The sequence below is a fragment of the Pseudomonas nicosulfuronedens genome (assembly GCF_005877905.1).
Classification (GTDB): Bacteria; Pseudomonadota; Gammaproteobacteria; order Pseudomonadales; family Pseudomonadaceae; genus Pseudomonas; species Pseudomonas nicosulfuronedens.
The window spans coordinates 16,335-36,741 of the sequence record NZ_SWDV01000002.1; the positions used below are offsets into that span (position 1 = coordinate 16,335).

General features: G+C 67.0%; 17 protein-coding genes and 1 riboswitch. Of the genes, 7 read left to right on the forward strand and 10 right to left on the reverse strand.

Going from position 1 to position 20,407, the window contains the following annotated elements; translation table 11 throughout:
• Nucleotides 1–32 precede the first annotated feature (32 nt).
• Complete coding sequence (gene uvrA / locus FAS41_RS02200; protein ID WP_138520040.1) at nt 33–2,867, reverse strand: excinuclease ABC subunit UvrA; 2,835 nt, start codon at nt 2,865–2,867, stop codon at nt 33–35.
• A gap of 210 nt (nt 2,868–3,077) precedes the next feature.
• Here uvrA and FAS41_RS02205 point away from each other — a divergent pair, with 210 nt between their 5' ends.
• The 3 genes from FAS41_RS02205 to FAS41_RS02215 all read left to right on the forward strand — a co-directional run bounded on the left by FAS41_RS02205 (nt 3,078) and on the right by FAS41_RS02215 (nt 5,347).
• Nucleotides 3,078–4,466 carry an MFS transporter gene (locus FAS41_RS02205; protein ID WP_138520041.1) on the forward strand — a complete coding sequence of 463 codons (1,389 nt, stop codon included), beginning with the start codon at nt 3,078–3,080 and terminating at the stop codon, nt 4,464–4,466.
• Between the two features lie 18 nt (nt 4,467–4,484).
• Complete coding sequence (ssb, locus tag FAS41_RS02210; RefSeq protein ID WP_017521888.1) at nt 4,485–4,982, forward strand: single-stranded DNA-binding protein; 498 nt, start codon at nt 4,485–4,487, stop codon at nt 4,980–4,982.
• A 176-nt stretch (nt 4,983–5,158) separates the two neighbouring features.
• Nucleotides 5,159–5,347: a hypothetical protein gene (locus tag FAS41_RS02215; protein ID WP_138520042.1), complete on the forward strand. Its 189-nt coding sequence runs from the start codon at nt 5,159–5,161 to the stop codon at nt 5,345–5,347.
• Between the two features lie 159 nt (nt 5,348–5,506).
• Here FAS41_RS02215 and FAS41_RS02220 read toward each other — a convergent pair whose 3' ends face one another.
• The 7 genes from FAS41_RS02220 to cobG form a co-directional block, all read right to left on the reverse strand.
• Nucleotides 5,507–7,951, reverse strand: coding sequence for a TonB-dependent siderophore receptor (locus FAS41_RS02220; RefSeq protein ID WP_138520043.1), 2,445 nt, complete (start codon nt 7,949–7,951; stop codon nt 5,507–5,509).
• 322 nt (nt 7,952–8,273) lie between these two features.
• Nucleotides 8,274–9,248 (reverse strand): FecR domain-containing protein, encoded by a 975-nt coding sequence (locus FAS41_RS02225; RefSeq protein ID WP_218939098.1) that lies wholly within the window; start codon nt 9,246–9,248, stop codon nt 8,274–8,276.
• Nucleotides 9,245–9,742 carry a sigma-70 family RNA polymerase sigma factor gene (locus FAS41_RS02230; RefSeq protein ID WP_138520044.1) on the reverse strand — a complete coding sequence of 166 codons (498 nt, stop codon included), beginning with the start codon at nt 9,740–9,742 and terminating at the stop codon, nt 9,245–9,247. The genes FAS41_RS02225 and FAS41_RS02230 overlap by 4 nt, the downstream gene beginning before the upstream one ends.
• A 275-nt stretch (nt 9,743–10,017) precedes the next feature.
• Complete coding sequence (cobJ, locus tag FAS41_RS02235; protein WP_138520045.1) at nt 10,018–11,667, reverse strand: precorrin-3B C(17)-methyltransferase; 1,650 nt, start codon at nt 11,665–11,667, stop codon at nt 10,018–10,020.
• Nucleotides 11,667–12,407, reverse strand: coding sequence for a precorrin-2 C(20)-methyltransferase (locus tag FAS41_RS02240; RefSeq protein WP_138520046.1), 741 nt, complete (start codon nt 12,405–12,407; stop codon nt 11,667–11,669). The genes cobJ and FAS41_RS02240 overlap by 1 nt, the downstream gene beginning before the upstream one ends.
• Nucleotides 12,407–13,033 (reverse strand): precorrin-8X methylmutase, encoded by a 627-nt coding sequence (locus FAS41_RS02245; protein ID WP_138520047.1) that lies wholly within the window; start codon nt 13,031–13,033, stop codon nt 12,407–12,409. The genes FAS41_RS02240 and FAS41_RS02245 overlap by 1 nt, the downstream gene beginning before the upstream one ends.
• Nucleotides 13,026–14,381: a precorrin-3B synthase gene (gene cobG, locus FAS41_RS02250; protein ID WP_425048986.1), complete on the reverse strand. Its 1,356-nt coding sequence runs from the start codon at nt 14,379–14,381 to the stop codon at nt 13,026–13,028. Before cobG ends, FAS41_RS02245 begins: the two co-directional genes overlap by 8 nt.
• Nucleotides 14,382–14,459: 78 nt before the next feature.
• Nucleotides 14,460–14,699: riboswitch (cobalamin riboswitch) on the reverse strand.
• Nucleotides 14,700–14,765: 66 nt separating this feature from the next.
• On the opposite strand from cobG, the gene cbiE reads away from it, so the two are divergent.
• The 4 genes from cbiE (at nt 14,766) to FAS41_RS02270 (ending at nt 18,616) form a co-directional block, all read left to right on the forward strand.
• Nucleotides 14,766–15,968 (forward strand): precorrin-6y C5,15-methyltransferase (decarboxylating) subunit CbiE, encoded by a 1,203-nt coding sequence (gene cbiE / locus FAS41_RS02255; RefSeq protein ID WP_138520049.1) that lies wholly within the window; start codon nt 14,766–14,768, stop codon nt 15,966–15,968.
• A 66-nt stretch (nt 15,969–16,034) separates the two neighbouring features.
• On the forward strand, nt 16,035–17,132 hold the full coding sequence (locus FAS41_RS02260; RefSeq protein WP_138520050.1) for a cobalt-precorrin-5B (C(1))-methyltransferase: 1,098 nt from the start codon (nt 16,035–16,037) through the stop codon (nt 17,130–17,132).
• Nucleotides 17,129–17,857 (forward strand): cobalt-precorrin-6A reductase, encoded by a 729-nt coding sequence (locus FAS41_RS02265; RefSeq protein WP_138520051.1) that lies wholly within the window; start codon nt 17,129–17,131, stop codon nt 17,855–17,857. The genes FAS41_RS02260 and FAS41_RS02265 overlap by 4 nt, the downstream gene beginning before the upstream one ends.
• A 135-nt stretch (nt 17,858–17,992) precedes the next feature.
• Nucleotides 17,993–18,616: a glutathione S-transferase family protein gene (locus FAS41_RS02270; protein WP_138520052.1), complete on the forward strand. Its 624-nt coding sequence runs from the start codon at nt 17,993–17,995 to the stop codon at nt 18,614–18,616.
• 27 nt (nt 18,617–18,643) lie between these two features.
• On the opposite strand, the gene FAS41_RS02275 is transcribed toward FAS41_RS02270, so the two are convergent.
• Together FAS41_RS02275 and FAS41_RS02280 are read right to left on the reverse strand one after the other, a co-directional pair.
• Nucleotides 18,644–19,333, reverse strand: a complete 690-nt coding sequence (locus FAS41_RS02275; protein WP_246084805.1) for a vWA domain-containing protein — start codon at nt 19,331–19,333, stop codon at nt 18,644–18,646.
• Entirely contained in the window at nt 19,315–20,322 is a 1,008-nt protein-coding gene (locus FAS41_RS02280) for a magnesium chelatase ATPase subunit I (RefSeq protein ID WP_138520054.1), read from the reverse strand. Before FAS41_RS02280 ends, FAS41_RS02275 begins: the two co-directional genes overlap by 19 nt.
• Nucleotides 20,323–20,407 lie beyond the last annotated feature (85 nt).

Below are 20,407 nucleotides of genomic sequence, written 5' to 3' on the forward strand. Positions count from 1 at the left end.
AGGCGACAGGGGCTTTTTCATGCGGCTGCGGATCAGGCCCGATCACGCTCCAGCAGCGGTTTGAGGAAGTGCCCGGTGTGCGATGCCGCCAGCTCCGCGACCTGCTCCGGCGTGCCGGTGGCGATGATCTGGCCGCCCTTGGAGCCGCCCTCGGGGCCAAGGTCGACCAGCCAGTCGGCGGTCTTGATCACGTCCAGGTTGTGCTCGATGACCACCACGGTGTTGCCGTGGTCGCGCAGGCGATGGAGCACGTCGAGCAATTGCTGGATATCCGCAAAGTGCAGGCCGGTGGTCGGCTCGTCAAGGATGTACAGGGTCTTGCCGGTATCGCGCTTGGACAGCTCGCGAGACAGCTTCACCCGCTGCGCCTCACCGCCGGACAGTGTCGTCGCACTCTGTCCCAGCTTGATGTAGGACAGGCCGACATCCATCAGCGTCTGCAGCTTGCGGGCGATGGCCGGTACGGCATCGAAGAACGCGCGCGCATCCTCGATGGTCATGTCCAGCACCTCGGTGATGCTCTTGCCCTTGTAGCGGACTTCCAGGGTCTCGCGGTTATAGCGCTTGCCCTTGCACACGTCGCAGGGGACGTAGATGTCCGGCAGGAAGTGCATCTCCACCTTGATCACGCCGTCGCCCTGGCAGGCTTCGCAGCGGCCGCCCTTGACGTTGAACGAGAAGCGCCCCGGGCCGTAGCCGCGCGAACGGGCTTCCGGCACGCCGGCGAACAGCTCGCGGATCGGTGTGAACAGCCCGGTGTAGGTCGCGGGGTTGGAGCGTGGCGTGCGGCCGATGGGGCTCTGGTCGATGTCCACCACCTTGTCCAGATGCTGCAGGCCGTCGAACGAATCGTGAGGCGCGACTTCCAGCGTGGTGGCGCCGTTGAGCGCAGTGGCGGTGATCGGGAACAGGGTGTTGTTGATCAGCGTCGACTTGCCCGAGCCGGACACCCCGGTGATGCAGGTGAACAGGCCGACCGGGATCTCCAGGTTGACGTTCTGCAGGTTGTTGCCGCGCGCGCCCTTGAGCTTGAGCAACTGCTTCTTGTTGCGCGGGGTACGCTCGGCCGGCACGACGATCTTGGTACGCCCGGACAGGTAGGCGCCGGTGACCGAGTCCGGATGGTCCATCACCTGCTGCGGCGTGCCCTCGGCGACGATCTGGCCGCCGTGCACGCCGGCACCGGGACCGATGTCCACGACGTAGTCGGCGAGGCGGATGGCGTCCTCGTCGTGCTCGACCACGATTACCGTGTTGCCCAGGTTGCGCAGGTGGGTCAGGGTGCCCAGCAGGCGCTCGTTGTCGCGCTGGTGCAGGCCGATGGAGGGTTCGTCGAGGATGTACATGACGCCCACCAGGCCGGCGCCGATCTGGCTGGCCAGACGGATGCGCTGGGCTTCGCCGCCGGACAGGGTGTCGGCGCTGCGGTCCAGGGTCAGGTAGTCGAGGCCAACGTTGACCAGGAACTGCAGGCGCTCGCGGATTTCCTTGAGGATCTTCGAGGCGATCTCGCCGCGGCGACCGGTGAGGGTCAGGCTCTCGGCGTACTCACAGGCGGTGCCCACCGGCATCGAGGTGATCGCCGGCAGCGTCTTGTCGCCCACCCACACGTGGCGCGCCTCGCGGCGCAGGCGGGTGCCGTGGCAGTCCGGGCAGGGCTGGGTGCTGAGGAACTTGGCCAGTTCCTCGCGCACGGTGGCCGACTCGGTCTCGCGGTAGCGGCGCTCCAGGTTCGGCAGGATGCCTTCGAACGGGTGCGCGCGCTTGACGATGTCGCCCCGGTCGTTGAGGTAGCGGAACTCGACGTTCTCGCGGCCCGAGCCGTTGAGGATGAACTTCTGGTGGTCCGGGTCGAGGTCCTGGAAGGGCTCTTCCAGGCTGAAGCCGAAGTGCCCGGCCAGCGAGCCGAGCATCTGGAAGTAGTAGACGTTGCGCCGGTCCCAGCCGCGGATTGCGCCTTCGGCCAGGGTCAGCTCGCCATTGACCACCCGCCGCGCGTCGAAGAACTGCTTCACGCCCAGGCCGTCGCAGGTCGGGCAGGCGCCGGCCGGGTTGTTGAAGGAGAACAGCTTGGGTTCCAGCTCGCTGATGGAATGCCCGCAGATCGGGCAGGCGAAGCGGGCGGAGAAGATCATCTCTTCGCCTTCCTCGTCGTCCATCGGGGCTACGAGTGCGATGCCGTCGGCCAGGTTGATCGCCGTCTCGAAGGACTCTGCCAGGCGCTGCTGCAGGTCGCCACGAACCTTGAAGCGGTCGACCACGATATCGATGGAGTGCTTGAGCTTCTTGTCCAGCTTGGGCACTTCATCCAGCTCGTAGAGCTTGCCGTCGACGCGGGCGCGAACGAAGCCCTGGGCGCGCATCTCTTCGAACACCGCCAGGTGCTCGCCCTTGCGCTCGCGGATCACCGGAGCCAGCAGCATCAGCTTGCGGCCTTCGGGCAGCGCCAGCACCTGATCGACCATCTGGCTGACGGTCTGCGCCTCCAGCGGGATGTCGTGGTCCGGGCAGCGCGGGATACCGACACGCGCATAGAGCAGGCGCAGGTAGTCGTAGATCTCGGTGATGGTGCCCACGGTGGAGCGCGGGTTGTGGGACGTGGATTTCTGCTCGATGGAAATCGCCGGCGACAGGCCTTCGATGGTGTCGACGTCGGGTTTTTCCATCATCGAGAGGAACTGCCGGGCATAGGCCGACAGGGATTCCACGTAACGGCGCTGGCCCTCGGCGTAGAGGGTGTCGAAGGCCAGGGAAGATTTGCCGGAACCCGACAGGCCGGTGATCACGATCAGCTTGTCGCGCGGCAGGGTCAGGTCGATGTTCTTCAGGTTGTGGGTACGTGCCCCACGGATGAGGATCTTGTCCACTGCGGCCTCGCATGGCGGGCGAAAACTATCGATTATACGGGGCGTTTCCGGCACGCGGCAAAGTAGCGCGTGTGTGCCCTTGGACCGTTGGGCTGGTAGAATGCGCGGCTATTTTTCGGCGTTGGCGACAACCGGCCCTGCAGGGCCCGGGGGCGCGATGCCACGGGGGCAATCCAGCGCATTCCCGTTTTTTCTTTTCATGAGGGGCTTATGCAAGATTCCCACACTGAGCGCATGAGTGGCACCGAAACCCGTGCGGCCGCCGGCCTGTCGCTGGTCTTCGCGTTCCGCATGCTCGGCATGTTCATGGTCCTGCCGGTCCTGGCGACCTATGGCCAGGACCTGGCCGGCGCCACCCCGGCACTGATCGGCCTGGCCATTGGCGCCTACGGCCTGACCCAGGCGATCCTGCAGATTCCGCTGGGCACGCTGTCCGACCGCATCGGCCGTCGCCCGATCATCATCGTCGGCCTGCTGGTGTTCGCCGCTGGCGCCGCGCTGGCGGCCAATGCCGATTCCATCTGGGGCATCATCGCCGGCCGTGTCCTGCAGGGCGCCGGGGCGATTTCCGCGGCCGTGATGGCGATGCTCTCCGACCTCACCCGCGAGCAGCACCGCACCAAGGCCATGGCGATGATCGGCATGAGCATCGGTGTGTCCTTCGCCGTGGCGATGGTCGCCGGCCCCGTGCTGACCCACTGGTTCGGCCTGCACGGTCTGTTCTGGTTCACCGCCGGCATGGCCCTGGTGGGCATGCTGATCATTCTGTTCTTCGTGCCCACGCCCGACCACCGCATGCAGCACCGCGAGTCCAGCGTGGCCAAGCAGTCGCTACTGCCGACCCTGAAGAACGGCGAGCTGCTGCGCCTGGACGCCGGCATCCTGGTCCTGCACGCGATCCTCATGGCCAGCTTCGTCGCCTTGCCGCTGGCCCTGGTGGAGCGCGCCGGGCTGCCCAAGGAAGAACACTGGTGGGTCTACCTGACCGCGCTGCTGGTGGGTTTCTTCGGCATGGTCCCGTTCATCATCTACGCCGAGAAAAAGCGCCAGATGAAGCGCGTGCTGGCCGGCGCCGTGGCGACCCTGATGCTCTGCGAGCTGTTCTTCTGGGAGTTCGGCAACAGCCTCAAGGAACTGGTATTCGGCATCATCGTCTACTTCACCGCGTTCAACCTGCTGGAGGCCTCGCTGCCGTCGCTGGTGAGCAAGGTGTCGCCGGCCGGCGGCAAGGGCACGGCGATGGGCGTGTACTCCACCAGCCAGTTCCTCGGCGCTGCCGTAGGCGGCATCCTGGGTGGCTGGATGTACCAGCATGGCGGGCTCGACGGGGTGTTCATCGGCTGCGCGGTGCTGGCTGCCATCTGGCTGGCGATTGCTGTTACCATGCGTGAACCGCCTTATGTAACGAGTATTCGCCTGCCTCTGTCCGATGAGGCGCTGCGCGATGCTTCGTTGGCTGAGCGTTTCAAGGCATTGCCCGGTGTGAGCGATGTGATGGTGGTCGCTGAAGAAGCGGCCGCTTATGTCAAAGTGGATTCCCAACAAGTTGATCGCACGTCCCTCGAGCGCCTTGCCGGCGCCGAGCAGGCGACGTGCTGAAGCCTTTAGGAGAGCGTCATGGCCCGTGGGGTTAACAAAGTCATTCTGGTGGGTAACGTCGGTGGCGATCCGGAAACCCGTTACATGCCCAACGGCAACGCGGTGACCAACGTCACCCTGGCCACCAGCGAGAGCTGGAAGGACAAGCAGACCGGTCAGCAGCAGGAGCGTACCGAGTGGCACCGCGTGGTGTTCTTCGGTCGCCTGGCGGAAATCGTCGCCGAGTACGTGCGCAAGGGCTCGCAGATCTATGTCGAAGGCAGCCTGCGTACCCGCAAGTGGCAGGGTCAGGACGGTCAGGACAAGTACACCACCGAGATCGTGGTCGACATCAACGGCAACATGCAGCTGCTGGGTGGCCGTCCGGGCGCCGGTGGTGACGATGCTCCGCGCGCTCCCCGCGAGCCGCAGCAGCGTCCGCAGCAGGCCCAGCGTCCTGCGCCGCAGCAACAGTCCCAGCCCGCGCCGCAACCGGCTCCGGACTACGACAGCTTCGACGACGACATTCCGTTCTGAGTCGTACGGTTCCGTCACCAAGAGCGCAGCCTTCGAGCTGCGCTTTTGCGTTTCTGGGACGCTCGTTTTGGCGAATCTTCGTAAAGGTCTTTCTCGAAAGTATCTATTTAATTAGCTAGCTAATTAAATGATTCTGGAATTGCCTTGATGTACGGCAAAACCGGAGAAGAAAAGACATGAGCATTACAGTGACCGAGCGTGACGACGACCACAAATCCCGCGAGTTCCGCGCCATCGGTGGGCGTTGCTGGGATGTGCACCAGGAAGGCCTGCTGGTCGGCATCTTCCACACCGAAGGCGAGGCGCAGGCCTATCGCATTTCCCTGGAGCTGGAAGCGCGTTACCGCCACGCGGCGGAGTTCTAAAAAGCAAAAAAGCCCCGTGGCGACGGCCGCGCCACGGGGCTTATGAGTCCGAAATCCCTTTAGGAGCGAGCTTGCTCGCGAACCGCCCAGCATCGGTGCCGCCGGAAACCCCGTTCGCGAGCAAGCTCGCTCCTACAAAAAGCGCCGGGTGACGGGCGATCAGAACTGATAGTTCACCGTCGCGGTGACGTTGCGCTTCTCGCCGAAGTAGCAGAAATCCAGGCTGTAGCAGGACGCCACGTAGTCCTTGTCCAGCAGGTTGTTGGCGTTGAGGCTGACATCCAGACCCTTCAGACCAACGCGAGACAGGTCGTAGCCGATGCGTGCATCCACCAGGGTGTAGTCCGGTACGCGCAGGGTATTTTCCTTGTCCGCCCAGGTCTCGCCGACATAGCGGGCGCCGCCACCGAGTGTCAGGCCGTCCAGCGGGCCGGCGTTGAAGCCATAGTCAGCCCACAGCGAGGCCATGTGCTTGGGCGCCTGGTTAGGGGTGTGACCCTGGTTGCCGTCGAGCGACTTGGTGTAGGTGATGTCGGTGTAGGTGTAGCTGCCGAGTACCTTGAGGTTGTCGGTGACCTGGGTGTGGGCTTCCAGCTCGAAGCCCTGGGAACGCACTTCACCCACGGAGGTGTAGAAGTTGTCCTGCGGCTCCTTCGAGGCGACGTTCTCCTGGGTGATGTGGAAGATCGACGCGGTGTACAGGCTGCGGCTGCCCTCGGGCTGGAACTTCAGGCCGGCTTCCCATTGCTTGCCCTCGGTCGGCTCCAGCGGCGTGCCGGACTGGTCGGAGTAGGCGTTGGGGTTGAACGACTCGGAGTAGCTGATGTACGGCGCGATGCCGTTGTCGAACAGGTACAGCGCACCGATGCGTCCGGTGAATTTCTTCCAGTCGTCGTCGGCTTTGCTGCCGCTGCTGCGGTTCTTGTCCTCGACGGTCACCCAGTCCTCGCGCATGCCCAGGGAGAAGCGCCAGTGGTCGATGTCGATCAGGTCCTGCAGGTAGACGCCGGTCTGTTCCAGGCGACGGGTGTGGTTGTCGTCGGGGTAGTAGCTGATGGCGTCGTTGCCGTAGTGCGGGTCGAAGGCATCCAGCGGCGCCACCGAGCCGGAACGCCAGTCCACGGTGGTGCGGCGCTTCTGGTAGTCCAGGCCCATCAGCAGGGTGTGCTTGGCGGCGCCGGTGTTGAACTCGGCCTGGGCCATGTTATCGATGATGTACGCCTGCAGGTGCTCGCTGGCGCCGGAGTAGTAGCGGTTCAGGGTGTTCTGGTCCGGTGCGGTCCAGCCGTAGGCGTAGACCTGCGAGAGGTCGACGTCGGAATCCAGGTAGCGGAAGTTCTGCCGCGCGGTCCACACGTCGTCGAAGCGGTGCTCCAGCTGGTAGCCGAACATGCGCTGGGTGCGGTCGAAGTCGTCCTGGCTCGGCTCGCCGTCGAAGAACTCGCGGGAGATCTTCTGGCCGTTGTGGTGGTACAGCGCGCCGTCCGCCGGCACGCCGCCGTGGTAGCCGCCGTTCGGGTCGTGTTGCAGGTAGCCCTGCAGGGTCAGCGTGGTGTCGTCGGTGAAGTCGATGGCCAGGGTTGGGGCGATGGCGTAGCGCTCTTCCTTGACGTGGTCGAACTGGGTGTCCGAGCCCTTGCCCAGGCCGACCAGACGGTAGGCGATGCGCTTTTCCTCATCCAGCGGGCCGCTGAAGTCGAAGCCCATTTCCTTTTGGCCCATGTTGCCGACGGTGCCGGTGATCTGGTGGTAGTCCTCGTACAGCGGCTTCTTGCTGGTCAGCGCCACCAGGCCGCCGGGCAGGCTGCGGCCGTAGAGCACCGAGGACGGGCCCTTGAGCACGTCGATGCGCTCGAGGAAGTACGGGTCGATCTGCATCGAACTGAAGGTGCCGCTATCGCCCATGGCCTTCAGGCCGTCGAGGTAGATGTTGTCCACGCTGTTGTCGGCGAAGCCGCGCATCACCACATAGTCGTAGCGGTTCGACGCGCCGACCTGGCCGGTGAAGATACCGGGGGTGTAGCGCATGGCTTGCTGCACGGTCTTCGAGGCGGTGTCGTCGATCTGCTCGCGGGTGATGACCGAGACGCTCTGGCTGGTTTCCAGCAGGGACTTGGAGGTCTTGGTGGCGATCTGGCTGTGGGTTGCCAGGTAGCCGTCTTCCTCGCCCAGCGCATTACCGAGGGCGAATACGTCGCTGGCCGGCATGGCCAGTACGTCGGTCGGCGCGGCCGGGCGCAGTACGTAGTTGCCGTTGCCCTGATCCACTGCTTCCAGCGGGGTGTCCACCAGCAGACGGCCCAGGCCCTGGTCCACCGAGTAGGTGCCGTTCAGCCCAGCCGAGTTCAGGCCGCGGGTCTGCTCCGGGGTAGCCGACAGGGTGATTCCCGCTTCGCGGGCGAAAGCGTTCAGCACCTCGCCCAGCGGGCCGGCCGGAATGGCATAGCCGCGGCTGCTGGTGATGGCGCTGGCGTCCGCAGCAACGGCGTTCAGCGGCAGGCTGGCGCCCAGGCTTGCACAGAGCAGGGCGCCGCGCACGGCGTGGGCCAGCCGGCTGGCGCGGGGCAGGGCGGGAGAGTTGGTCGGGACGTGGACGGCTCGCATGGAGGGGCTTCCGTGGACAAGGGAAATGATCGGGTTATTCCTCCTTGCCGGCCGAGGCGGCGAAACCCGACAGAAATAATTCGCGATTGCGAAGAAATATTATTTGGCGGCGATCTTGTCGGTGGCTTGGTTTGAGGCTCGGGCAAGGGCCCCTCTCCCTCTCCCTGAAGGGAGAGGGGACTGATCGGAGTGGGGTGATACGCCTTTGCTCGCCGGTGGGCGCAGTGCTTTCCGTTCGCACGGATAACTCCCTCTCCCTTCGGAGCGGGGCGCGCAGCCAGGGCGGGGGAGAGGGGGCTGGGCCGAGCGCCGATCTTCCCATTCAGCCCCGCGCGGTGACCGTCACCCACCAGTCCGTGCGTTTCTCTATCCGTACTGGCAGGGTCTGCGGCAGCAGGGCGAGCAGTTGGTTGGTGTCGTCCAGGCGGAATACCCCGGACAGGCGCAGGTCGGCCACGCTCGCATCGCACTGCAGATGCCCGTGGCGATAGCGGCCAATTTCCGCAAGGAAATCGGCCAGGCGCATGTCGCGGGTGACGATCAGCCCGTCGGTCCAGGCGGCGCTGTCCATGTTGCTCCGCTCGGCCAGCAGTGCGCTGTCGCCGTTGATCTCGTAGGTCTGCCCGGCTTCGGCGATGGCGGTGGTCTGGCCGCGAACACGTGGGGCGATCGCCACCGAGCCGTCCTCCACGCTCAGGCGCGTAGAGCGTTCGTCCTGGCGCAACACGAAGCGCGTGCCCAGCGCCTCGAACAGGCCGTCGCGGTTGCTCACCCGCAGCGGTCGCGCGGCATCCTTGGCCGTGCTCAGGAGGATTTCACCGCGCTCCAGAATCAGCAGTCGCTGGCTCGGATCGAAGCGCACGTTCACCGCACTGTCGGTGTTCAGTTGCAGGATGCTGCCGTCCGCCAGGGTGAAGCGCTGGCGTTCGCCGATCCCCGTGCTGAAGTCCGCCATCCAGCGCTGCCAGGGCGTGACATCGCGGGCCAGCCACAGCGCGGAGGCGCCGATGGCGAAGGTCGAGAGCAGCTTGAGCGCCTGGCGCCGTTGCAGGCGCTGGGTGGTGTTTTCCAGCGTCTCCAGCGCCACACGGGCGCCGGGCACGGCTTGGTAACCGCTGGCCAGTTCGCTGTTCAGCGCCTGCACCCGCAGCCAGGCGGTTTCGTGTTCGGGGTTGGCCTGGCGCCAATGTTCGCAGGCGCTGAGCAGTTCGGGATCGGCCGTGCCGTTCAGGCGCAGGGTCCATTGGATGGCCTGTTTCACCACCCGTGGATCGGGCGTTGCGCTGGCGCCGCTCACTCGGCGTACCGCAGCTGGTAGCAGTGGAACAGCGCTTCGGCGATGTAGCGCTCCACCGAGCGTACCGAGACGCCCAGTTCCTCCGCGATTCGCGCGTGGGGCATGCCTTCGCACTGAGCCAGCAGGAAGGCTTTGCGCACCTTCGGCTTGAGGCCGTCGAGCAGACGGGCGATGTTTTCCAGCAATTGCAGGATGTTGTGCCGGTCTTCCGCTGAGGGCACCTGCGCTTCCGGCAGATGGGCGATGGAGTCGAGGTAGGCGCGCTCCAGCTCCTGGCGTCGCCAGTGGTCGATGACCAGGCCGCGGGCGACGGTGCGTAGGAACGCGCGTGGTGTGTGCAGTTCGACGCGCTCGGGTCTGAGCAATACGCGCAGGAACGTGTCCTGGGCCAGGTCGGCGGCATCGGCGGCATTGCCCAATCGGCCGCGAAGCCAGTTGTGCAGCCAGCCGTGATGGTCGCTGTAGAGCGACTGGACGTCGAAGGTCGAGGACATGGGTGCGCAGAGCTTGTAAATGATAATTTATCGCATTTTCAACAAGGCGCTGGCCATTTGCAAGATGTGTCTGAGCCGTGGGCGATTCCCTGTAGGAGCGCCCCATGGCCCGCTCCTACAGGGTTCGGCGCCCGGGTTCAGTGATACCAGTTCGTAGGATGGGTGGAGCTTGCGATACCCATCAGCCTGACAGCCAGGCTATCGATGGGTATCGCTTCGCTCCACGCCATCCTACGCGGGCGCCAATAGGCAGAATTGGCGTGAAACGCCCGGGTTCAGCGGTACCAGCGCGGCGTGTACACCCAGTCGCCACCGCCGGCACGGGGGAAGCGCCGGGTCAGGGACGAGCCGATGATCACCAGGGTGCGCATGTCCACCATCTCCGGTACCAGTTCGCCCAGGGTGACGACGCGCAGCGCCTCCGCCGGGCGGCCGATGTCACGGCCAAGCACCACCAGGGTTTCCGGCGTGCGGTGGTGGCGGACGATTTCCAGCGCGCGCCCCAGCTGCCAGGGGCGCGCTTTGGAGATCGGGTTGTAGAAAGCCATGGCCAGGTCGGCGGCACCGGCATGGTCCAGGCGCGTCTCGATGGTCTCCCAGGGCTTGAGGTTGTCCGACAGAGAAATCAGGCAGAAGTCATGTCCCAGCGGTGCCCCGGCCTTGGCCGCGGCGGCCAGCGCAGCGGACACACCTGGCAGTATCTCCAGCTCCACGCCATGCCAGTGCGGATCGCTGCTCTCGTGCAGGGCTTCCATCACGGCGGCGGCCATGGCGAACACGCCGGGGTCACCGGAGGAAATCACCGCCACGCGCCGGCCGCTGGCAGCCAGTTCGAAGGCGTGACGGGCGCGCTGCATTTCCTCGCGATTGTCGGTGCAGTGGCGCACCTGGTCGTCGCGCAGCGGCTCGGCCATCTTCACGTAGGTTTCGTAGCCGAGGAGGTCCTGGGCTTCGTCCAGCGCGCGGCGTACGGCGGGAATCATGAAGTCGCTGGCGCCGGGGCCGAGACCGATCACGCTAAGACGTCCGCGCGGCTGGCCGATGCTCTGGGCTTCCAGCGGAGTGGCGGCGCGGTGCAGATGGAAGGAATCGCCGTGCAGCACTTCCGCTGGCAGCGTCGCGTCCTGCTCGACGAAGCGCAGCGGAACATTCAACTCTGCGGCAGCCATGGACAGTGCTGGATCGGCCATCCGACAGCGCGGGGCGATCAGTGCTGCCAGCGACGCCTCGGCCAGGCCGGCCTGCGCCAGGCCCTGGCGGATGCGCTCGGGCAGTTGCGAGTCCACCAGCGTGACATGGGCGAGGACGATACGCGGATGGATGCGCAGCTCATGCTGCCCGATGCCCTCGGCACGGGCGTCGATGCGCAGGGTGTGTGCGGCATCTTCGGCCAGCGGCAGGTCCAGCTCGTCCAGCCAGGGTGCGTTGCCCTCGATGCGCAGGGTGTCACCGCCCAGCAGGTCGGAGACGAAGCGTTTGCCCTGCTCGATGTCCGCCAGCGCATAGCCCGGCGGCGGGTCGAGCAGGCAGGCGCCGAAGCGCAACTCGCCGCTGGTGGTGATGGCGGGCGCCACGTTCAGCTTGGCGGCGATCTCGCGGGCCATGCGGTTTACCCCGCCGAGCCCACCGAGCAGCGGCACCACGGCGCTGCCGTCTTCGGCCACGGCCAGGACCGGCGGCTCTGCGCCTTTCTCTACCAGCAACGGAGCGAGGGTGCGGATGACGATACCGGCAGCGCACAGGGCGATGATCGGGGTGTCATCACGGTACAGGCGGCGCAAGGTCTCGCCGAAGTTAGCGTAGGACTCATCGGCGCCTTCGACGCGATCCTTCAGACCCATCACGCGCGCCTGTGGATAAGCGCCCTGCAGGCGTCGGGCCGTGGCCAGGGCGCCCTGGCCGAGAATGACGATGGCGGCGCGCATCAGCCGTTCCACCGCTGGCCGGGGATGACGATCATCGAGAAGTACGGCGAAGCCATCGGATCGACGTCGTCCAGCGCGACGATGCGCTGCTCGCGCATGGTCGCGCGCTCGACGTAATGGGCTCCGCCGTCACGGCCCAGCTCGCGCAGCACGCGGCGGACCTTGTCGAAGTTTCGGCCGAGCTTCATCACCACCGCCGCATCGGCGTCGGCCAGGCGGCGCTTGAGCTCGTCTTCTGGGAGCACGCCGGAGAGTACCGACAGGCTCTGGTTGCGATACACCAGCGGCACGCCGAGCACCGCCGCGCTACCGAGCATCGAGCAGACGCCGGGTACGACTTCGGTGTCATAGCGTTCCGAAAGACGGTCATGCAGGTACATGTACGAGCCGTAGAAGAACGGGTCGCCCTCGCAGATCACGGCCACGTCGCGGCCGGCGTTCAGATGCATCGCCACCTGCTCGGCGGCGGTGTCGTAGAAGTCGCTGATCACGCCTTCGTAGGTCAGTGGCGGCTCCAGCTTCTCGGTGGTCACCGGGTAGACCAGCGGCAGGCGCTGCTGCTCATCGAGCAGGTGCTGTTCGATGATGGCGAAGGCGTTGCCGCCAAGACCTGCGTGGTGCTTGGCCTTGGCCACGAAGTAGCCGATCACCGGGGCGGCGCGCAGCAGGCGCAGGGCCTTGAGGGTCAGCAGTTCCGGGTCGCCCGGGCCGACGCCCAGGCCGATGAGGCGGCCGGTCATCACTCCACCTCCGTGGCCAGGGCGTTCACCGCCGCAGCGGCCATCGCGCTGCCGCCACGGCGTCCGCGCACGATCACGTAGGGCACGCCACGGCTGTCGGCGGCGAGGGCATCCTTGGACTCCATGGCGCCGACGAAGCCCACCGGGAAACCGAGGATCAGCGCCGGTTTCGGGGCGCCGGCATCGAGCATTTCCAGCAGGTAGAAGAGGGCGGTCGGCGCGTTGCCGATCACCACCACGCTGCCTTCCAGGTGCTCGCGCCAGTGTTCCAGCGCCACCGCCGAGCGGGTGTTGCCCAGCTCGCGGGCGAGTTCCGGAACGTCCGGATCATTGAGGGTGCAGATCACCCCGTTGTGTGCCGGCAGGCGGGCGCGGGTGATGCCCTCGGCGACCATTCGCGCATCGCAGAGAATCGGCGCGCCAGCGGCCAGCGCCGCACGGCCGATGGCCCCGGCGCCGGCGGAGAAACGCAGATCCTGCACGACGTCGACCATGCCGCAGGCGTGGATCACCCGCACGGCGAGTTTCTCGAGGTCGGCGGGGACGGCGCTGAGGTCGGCCTCGGCGCGGATGGTGGCGAAGGATTGGCGGTAGATCGCCTGGCCGTCGCGGATGTAATCAAGCATCGGTGGAAGCTCCAGGTGCGGCGAGCAGATCGCCCGCGGCATCGAGGGAAAGGTTGCGCGCCAGCGGCAGGCCGAAGCCGGCCACGCCATCGGCGCGGCGGAACAGGTCATAGCGGCCGTCGGCGACGGCCAGCAGGGTGTAGGGGGCAACGTGGGCGGCGGCGCAGGAACGCGGGCAGCCGCACAGGTGCACGCCGGCCTGGGCTGCGTGGCGCAGGCGTGTGGCCAGGCGCAGGGCGTCGGCCTTGGTGTCGGCCAGCCCGCGTGCGCAACCCGTGGAGCCGCTGCACGCGACGATGCGCGAGAGCGGTTGAGCGGCGTCGATCACCAGGCCGAGGTTGGCCAGCGCGCCGAGGACGACGGCGACATCGGTGGGTGCCACGCCAGGGAGGATCAGACTTTGCCAGGGCGTCAGACGCAGCTGTCCGCCGCTGAAGCGCTCGGCGAGGTCGGCCAGGCCGAACAGCGTGGTGCTGTCCAGGCGTCCGAGGACGAATCCCGCACCGACCATGGCGCGGTCCGGCTGGCGCTGTAGCTGAATCCCGAGATGGCCGAATGCTCGCGGTGCAGGACGTCGCCAGTTATCCACAGCCGGCCCGAGGTGCAACTGGAAAGGCAGGCGTTGCTGCAGGCGCTCCAGCAGCACTTCGTCGCGGAGCATCTCGCGCAGGTGGCGCATGCGCGTCTGGCCGTCGCCGGCGAGATCGAGGAACAGGTGCAGCAGGCTTTCCACCAGTAGCGGTACTTGCTCGGCAGAAACGGCGGCGAGGGCGGGACGATCCGTCTCGCGCTGCGGCGGACAGCCGGCGAGACCGAAGGCGAACAGCGGTGCCGCGTCGTCGGACATGGCCGACAGCCAGAGGTCGTTGGGGTGCTCCAGCATTGCCAGCGCTTCACCGGCGTCCAGCTGAATGCCGAACTTGGGAGACAGACCGTGGAAGCGCGGGGTGCGCTCCAGCAGGTCGAGCAACTGCCCGGCCAGTGGCGCAGGGTCGAACATCGCCGAGGCATCCAGGCCCAGCGCCGGGCTGACCAGCAGGTTGCGCACATCGTCCGAGGCCAGCTCACGAGGGCCGAGGCCGGCGGCCAGCAGCTCTTGGCTCAGCGCATGTTCGGCGCCAGCCTGCACGCCGCGAATCTGCAGGTTGGCGCGGTTGGTCGCTTCCAGCACGCCGTCGGCATGGCGTTCGGCGGCCTGGGCGATGGCGCGCGCGGCGCGGGCGTCGAGTTGCCCACAGGGCAGCTTGATACGGCAGATGCCGCCATCGCGGGAGGCCACGATGCGCAGCAGGCCGGGGCATGGGTGCGGACGGACGGGCAGGGCTGAGGAGTCTTGCACGGAGGTCACCAGGGCTGGGTCGCGGTGACCTGCGAATCCCCCCAGGGGGATTTCACGACACCGATACACCCCGCTCGATGTCTGCACGCGCGACTGGTTTCGTCGGCAGGTCTCCTGGCTGGCAGGTCCTCATCCAGCGCGGCCTTCCCGGTTTCCCAGTGGCCTGGCCGGCGGCACGGAACCTCGTTCTCGTGTCGCCGCATTGCGCGGACTCGCTGCTTACAGTTGCGGGGGCAGCCACGGCTTAACCGTGTTCCCTCTTCGGCTCTGAGAAACCTCGCCACAAAGGCGAAGCGTCCTACGAGCACCGACGAAGCGGGTATTATGCCTGCTTTGCCCGATGTCAGGAAAAGCCTGCCCGTCGGATCAATCGTCGCACCCCGAGGAATTTTCATGACGCCCTGGCTGACCATCGTCGGCATCGGCGAGGACGGTTATGCCGGCCTCGGCAAGGCCGCGCGCCGCGCCCTGCTCGCCGCCAGTGAAGTGATTGGCGCGCCCCGCCAGCTGGAGTTGCTGCCGCATTGCCTGGGCGCCCGTCGCCAGGCCTGGCCGAGCCCGTTCAGCCTGGAACCGGTGCTGCGCCGGCGTGGCGAACCAACCTGCGTACTGGCCAGCGGCGACCCGATGCTGTTCGGCGTCGGTGCCAGCCTTGCCCGTCAGATTCCGTCCGAGGAAATGCTCGTGCTTTCCGCGCCATCCTCCGCTTCTCTCGCGGCGGCACGAATGGGCTGGGCATTGCAGGACTGCACGCTGCTGTCGTTGGTGGCGCGCCCATTGGCCGCACTCAACGCGCAGATCCATGACGGCGCCAGGCTGCTGATCCTCAGCAACGATGGCGGCAGCCCGACCGCCATTGCCGCTCTGCTGCGCGAACGAGGTTTCGGCGCGAGTCGCCTCAGTGTGCTGGAACACCTCGGCGGTGAGGCGGAGCGACGCATCGACGGGCTTGCCAGCGACTGGTCGCAGAGCGAGACCGCTGCGCTGAACCTGGTGGCTGTGCACTGCGTCGCGGGTGTCGATGCGGTTCGCCTGCCGCTGACCAGCGGTTTGCCGGACGATGCCTACCGCCATGACGGCCAACTGACCAAGCGTGACGTGCGCGCCGTGACCCTGGCGCGGTTGGCGCCCAGGCCCGGCGAGCTGCTCTGGGACGTCGGCGCCGGCTGCGGCTCCATCGGCATCGAATGGATGCGCGCGCATCCGAGCTGCCGCACGCTGGCCATCGAAGCCAACGACGGGCGCCAGGAACACATTCGCTTCAACCGCGACAGCCTCGGCGTGCCGGCGTTGCAACTGGTCTGCGGCGCCGCGCCGGAAGCCTTGCAGGGGCTGGAGCGCCCCGACGCGATCTTCATCGGCGGTGGTGTGACCCTGCCGGGTGTGTTCGAACACTGCTGGGAGCAGCTCAAGCCGGGTGGTCGACTGGTGGCCAACGCCGTCACCCTGCAGAGCGAGTCCATGCTGCTGAGCTGGCGCGCGCGCATCGGCGGCGAGCTGACCCGCCTGTCGGTGTCCCAGGCCCAGCCGCTCGGCGGCTTCGATACCTGGCGCGCGGCGTTGCCGATCACCCTGCTGGAAGTCTGGAAGGAATGAAGCGTTTTTCGTACCACGACTGCATGGGTATCGCTTCGCTCCACCCATCCTGCGGTGCGCGTAGTCATGCGTGACGAAACCCCGGAAGAACCCCGCCCGCTACGTAGCGGCTACACCACCGGCAGCTGCGCCACCGCCACCAGCCTGGCGGCGGCGCGTCTGCTGCTCACCGGTGAGGCGCTGGACGCCGCGCAGATCGCCTTGCCGAAAGAGCGCAGCGCGACCCTGCGCCTGGAGTTCTGCCGCCTCATCGCTGGCGGCGCCGAAGCCGGTACGCTGAAGGATGCCGGCGACGATCCGGACGTGACCCACGGTGCGCTGGTCTTCGCGCGCGTCGCCTTGAGCGATGAGCCGGGCGTGCGCTTTTACGCTGGAGAAGGCGTCGGCACCGTCACCAAGCCGGGGCTGGTGCTGGCGGTGGGCGAGCCGGCGATCAACCCGGTGCCGCGGCAGATGATGCAAGGCAACCTCGCTGCGTTGGCGGCTGAGTGCGGCTATGCCGGCGGCTTCGACGTCACGATCAACATCGAGGGCGGCGCCGAGCTGGCGCTCAAGACCATGAATCCGCGCCTGGGCATCCTCGGCGGCCTGTCGATCCTCGGTACCACCGGCATTGTCCGGCCGTTCTCCTGCTCGGCCTACATCGCCTCGATCCAGCAGGGCATCGATGTTGCCCGCGCCAACGGCTTCCGCCACCTCGCCGCCTGCACCGGCAATGCCAGCGAAGATGCCATGCGCCGTCGCTACGGCTTCGACGACACTGCGCTGATCGAGATGGGCGACTTCGCCGGTGCCGCGCTCAAGCACCTGCGCAAGGTGCCGGTGGAACGTTTCAGTGTCTGCGGCGGTTTCGGCAAGATCAGCAAGCTCGCCGCCGGCCACATGGACCTGCACAGTCGTCACTCCAGCATCGACCTGCCGCAGCTGGCCGAGTGGGCGGCGGCCATAGGCGCCTCGGCGGAGCTGCAACAACGCATGCGCGAAGCCAACACCAGCCAGCAGGCGCTGGCGCTTTGTCGCGCCGAAGGCATCGCCCTGGGGGATGCCGTTTGCGCCCGCGCGCTGGCCTTTGCCCGGCGCATCGTGCCCCTGGAAGTCACGCTGGAAGTCTTCGCCATCGACCGCCAGGGCAACCTGGTGGGCGAAGCGCTGGAGGTACGATGAAGCGCGTCCTGCTGCTGGGCGGCATTGGTGAGGCGCTGGCCATTGCGCGCCGTCTGGGGCCACAGCATCTGTACAGCCTTGCCGGCCTGGGCAAGGTGCCGGACGATCTGGCCTGCGAAGTGCGTGTCGGTGGCTACGGTGGCGCCGAAGGGCTTGCCGGGTTCATCCGCGAGCGAGGTTTTGACCTGCTGCTCGACGCCACCCATCCCTACGCCGCGCAGATCAGCGCCAACGCCGCCCGCGCCGCGCAACTGGCCGACGTGCCGTGCTGGGCGCTGCGGCGTCCCGGCTGGCAGGCAGGGCCTCTGGATGACTGGTGTGACGTTGCTGATTGGTCGTCGCTGATCGCTGCACTGCAAGCGTTCCGCCGACCGCTATTCACGATGGGCCGTGAGCCGCTGGCGCACCTGGACGAGATCCCCGCCCATCAGCACTGGACCGTGCGCTGCCTGCAAAGCCTGCCTGGCAACGCTCGCGCCGACGTGCTCGGCGCGCGCGGGCCGTTCACTCTGGAGGGCGAGCGCGAGCTGCTCACCCGCCTGGGCACCGACGTGCTGGTCAGCAAGAACAGCGGCAGCCAGGCCACCGAGCCGAAGCTGCAGGTCGCCCGCGAGCGTGGTGTGCCGGTGCTGATCCTGGCGCGGCCGGGGTTGCCGGAAGTGGATCGCGAGTTCGACAGCATCGAGGCGCTCTGGCAGGCGCTGGAGCCCCTCGCCGCCGATTGACGGAACGTCCTGCGCCGCGGGTGTTCACAGCTTCGTAGCGATTCGAGGGCAAGCTCGCGGTTGCGTCAAGACCGCGCTTCTCCGCCGCCCCGCCAGCCCCTATGCTGAGCCCCGGTTATCACAGGGAGTGACCCCATGCTGCGAATCCTCGGCCGCGCTTCATCGATCAACGTGCGCAAGGTGCTGTGGACCTGCGCCGAACTGAACCTGGCCTACGAACGGGAAGACTGGGGCACGGGCTTTCGCTCCACTGCTTCGGCGGAGTTCATTGCGCTCAACCCCAACGCCATGGTGCCGGTCCTCGTCGACGGCGACTTCGTGCTCTGGGAATCCAATGCCATTTGCAGCTACCTCGCCACCCAGTATCCCCAGGGCGAATTGCTGCCCACCTCACCGCACGAGCGCGCGCTAGTGGAGCAGTGGATGGGCTGGCAGGCCACCGAACTGAACACTGCCTGGCGCTATGTGTTCATGGCCCGTGTGCGTAACAGCCCCAGCCATGCCGACGAGTCCGCCATCGCCCTGAGCGAGGCGCAGTGGAACCATTGCATGGCCCTGCTGGACCGCCAGCTGGAGCGTACCGGCGCGTTCGTCAGCGGCGCCTGTTTCAGCCTCGCCGATGTCGTGCTCGGCCTGTCGGTGAATCGCTGGTACCTGACGCCCCTGCAACGTCCGGAGTTGCCAGCCGTGGCGTCGTACTACGAGCGGCTGAGCGAGCGGCCGGGGTTCCTGTTGCATGGGCGCAACGGCGAGCCTTGATCCGGGCCATGCAATGCAGCGGTCAAATCAGCGAGCTTTGCTTGCCAGGTCGCTGATCGGCCGATACTCGGCGTCAAGTTCTTGCGCCAGTTTCCGCGCCCGTCCGAGCCTGACGGCTCCCCCCTCGATATCCACCAGCAGCGTCGGGCAGTTCAACGGTTGCAGCTCCGGCCAGTCGCGCAGGCGGCCATCGGTCAGCACCAGCAGGCGCTGGCGCTCACCTGACTGCTGCCGCTGGCGTTTGTCCAGCCATTCGCGGGCTTGTTGCAGCGCCTCGATCAGCGGGGTACCGCCGCCCGCGCCGAGCTGCTCCAGCCACTCCTGCAATTGACTCGAGGCCTTCTGGCCCTGCCATAACCAGCGCGCTTGTGTGCCAGTGGCGTGTAGTAGGGCGAGGCGTGCGCGTTGCCGGTAGGCCTGCTCGAAGGTGTCGGCGAGCAGCCCCTTGGCCTGTGCGAGCGCGCCATGGCGGCGGGTGCTGGCGGAGGCATCGACTATCACCAGCCAGAGTTCGCCGGGCTTGCGACTGCGGGCGCGCAGCACGAGGTCGGCGCGGTGTTGCGGGCGGCCGTTGCGCAGGGTGGCGGGCCAGTCGATACGGCCGTGCGCGCCCGGCTGGCGGGCGCCGCTGCGGCCGCCGGCAAGCTGGCCGGGTCTGGGGTTGGCATCCGCGCCTGGGGCCGGGCGCGGGCGGATGCTCAGGGCTTTTTTGGCCAGCCCGTCAGTTGCCGGCGTTCGCCCATGGCCACGTTCTGGGCGGGCAGCTCGCCCCACTGGCCTTCGCCGTTCGAGGTGTTGGCGGGGGCCTCGGATTGGCTGGAAGAGGACTGCGGTGGCGTGCTTGGTTGGGGCGGTGTGTGACGACGGCGATGGGCGAGGGCGAAGTGCTCGACGGCATCGATGTCCTGCGCCTCGATAGCGTTCGCACCGCGCCATGCCGCATGAGCGCGGGCAGCGCGCAGCCAGACAAGGTCAGCGCGCAGGCCGTCTACGCCGGCGGCGTGGCAGCGCTGGGCGATGTCATTCAGCGCCACGTCATCCAGCGCAATCGACGCCAGCCGCTGGCGCGCATCGACACAGCGCTGTTGCAGCGCTTGCTGTGCGCCTTGCCACTGAATGAGGAACGCCTGCGGGTCGGCATCGAAAGCCAGCCGCCGGCGGACGATTTCGGCTCGCTCGGTCGGCGCGGGCGTACCTTCCAGTTGCACCTTGAGACCGAAGCGATCCAGCAGTTGCGGGCGCAGTTCGCCTTCTTCGGGGTTCATCGTGCCGATCAGTACGAAGCGCGCCGGATGGCTGTGGGACAGGCCGTCGCGCTCGATCAGGTTGACCCCGCTGGCGGCCACATCGAGCAGGAGGTCGACGAGGTGGTCGGGCAGCAGGTTCACTTCATCCACATAGAGCACGCCGCCGTGGGCATGCGCCAGCACGCCGGGGGAGAACTGCACGCGGCCTTCACCCAGCGCCGCATCCAGGTCGAGGGTACCGACAATGCGCTCCTCGCTGGCGCCCAGCGGCAGGGTGACGAAGCGCCCGCCATCCAGCAGGTCGGCCACGCCGCGCGCCAGGGTGGACTTGGCCATGCCGCGCGGCCCTTCGATCAGCACGCCGCCGATGGCCGGATCGATGGCCGCCAGGCACAGGGCCAGCTTCAGCTCATCGGCGCCAACGACGGCAGCCAGTGGGAAATGGGGAAGGGCGCTCATGGGGATTTCCTGCGGATTTCGTCCGTGCATGGTAGCGAACCGAGAGTAGGAGGTGCGACCAATGTCCATCAGAACGATAGAGCCA

What these genes read in the sequence shown, in the direction of transcription:
- cobJ (WP_138520045.1), bottom strand. Translation starts at nt 11,667, where the DNA reads ATGCGCGCCGCCATCGTCATTCTCGGCCAGGGCGCCCTGGCCACGGCC.
- FAS41_RS02245 (WP_138520047.1), bottom strand. Translation starts at nt 13,033, where the DNA reads ATGCTTGATTACATCCGCGACGGCCAGGCGATCTACCGCCAATCCTTC.
- FAS41_RS02270 (WP_138520052.1), top strand. Translation starts at nt 17,993, where the DNA reads ATGCTGCGAATCCTCGGCCGCGCTTCATCGATCAACGTGCGCAAGGTG.
- FAS41_RS02230 (WP_138520044.1), bottom strand. Translation starts at nt 9,742, where the DNA reads ATGTCCTCGACCTTCGACGTCCAGTCGCTCTACAGCGACCATCACGGC.
- ssb (WP_017521888.1), top strand. Translation starts at nt 4,485, where the DNA reads ATGGCCCGTGGGGTTAACAAAGTCATTCTGGTGGGTAACGTCGGTGGC.
- cbiE (WP_138520049.1), top strand. Translation starts at nt 14,766, where the DNA reads ATGACGCCCTGGCTGACCATCGTCGGCATCGGCGAGGACGGTTATGCC.
- FAS41_RS02280 (WP_138520054.1), bottom strand. Translation starts at nt 20,322, where the DNA reads ATGAGCGCCCTTCCCCATTTCCCACTGGCTGCCGTCGTTGGCGCCGAT.
- FAS41_RS02205 (WP_138520041.1), top strand. Translation starts at nt 3,078, where the DNA reads ATGCAAGATTCCCACACTGAGCGCATGAGTGGCACCGAAACCCGTGCG.
- FAS41_RS02260 (WP_138520050.1), top strand. Translation starts at nt 16,035, where the DNA reads ATGCGTGACGAAACCCCGGAAGAACCCCGCCCGCTACGTAGCGGCTAC.
- FAS41_RS02220 (WP_138520043.1), bottom strand. Translation starts at nt 7,951, where the DNA reads ATGCGAGCCGTCCACGTCCCGACCAACTCTCCCGCCCTGCCCCGCGCC.
- FAS41_RS02265 (WP_138520051.1), top strand. Translation starts at nt 17,129, where the DNA reads ATGAAGCGCGTCCTGCTGCTGGGCGGCATTGGTGAGGCGCTGGCCATT.
- FAS41_RS02215 (WP_138520042.1), top strand. Translation starts at nt 5,159, where the DNA reads ATGAGCATTACAGTGACCGAGCGTGACGACGACCACAAATCCCGCGAG.
- FAS41_RS02240 (WP_138520046.1), bottom strand. Translation starts at nt 12,407, where the DNA reads ATGACCGGCCGCCTCATCGGCCTGGGCGTCGGCCCGGGCGACCCGGAA.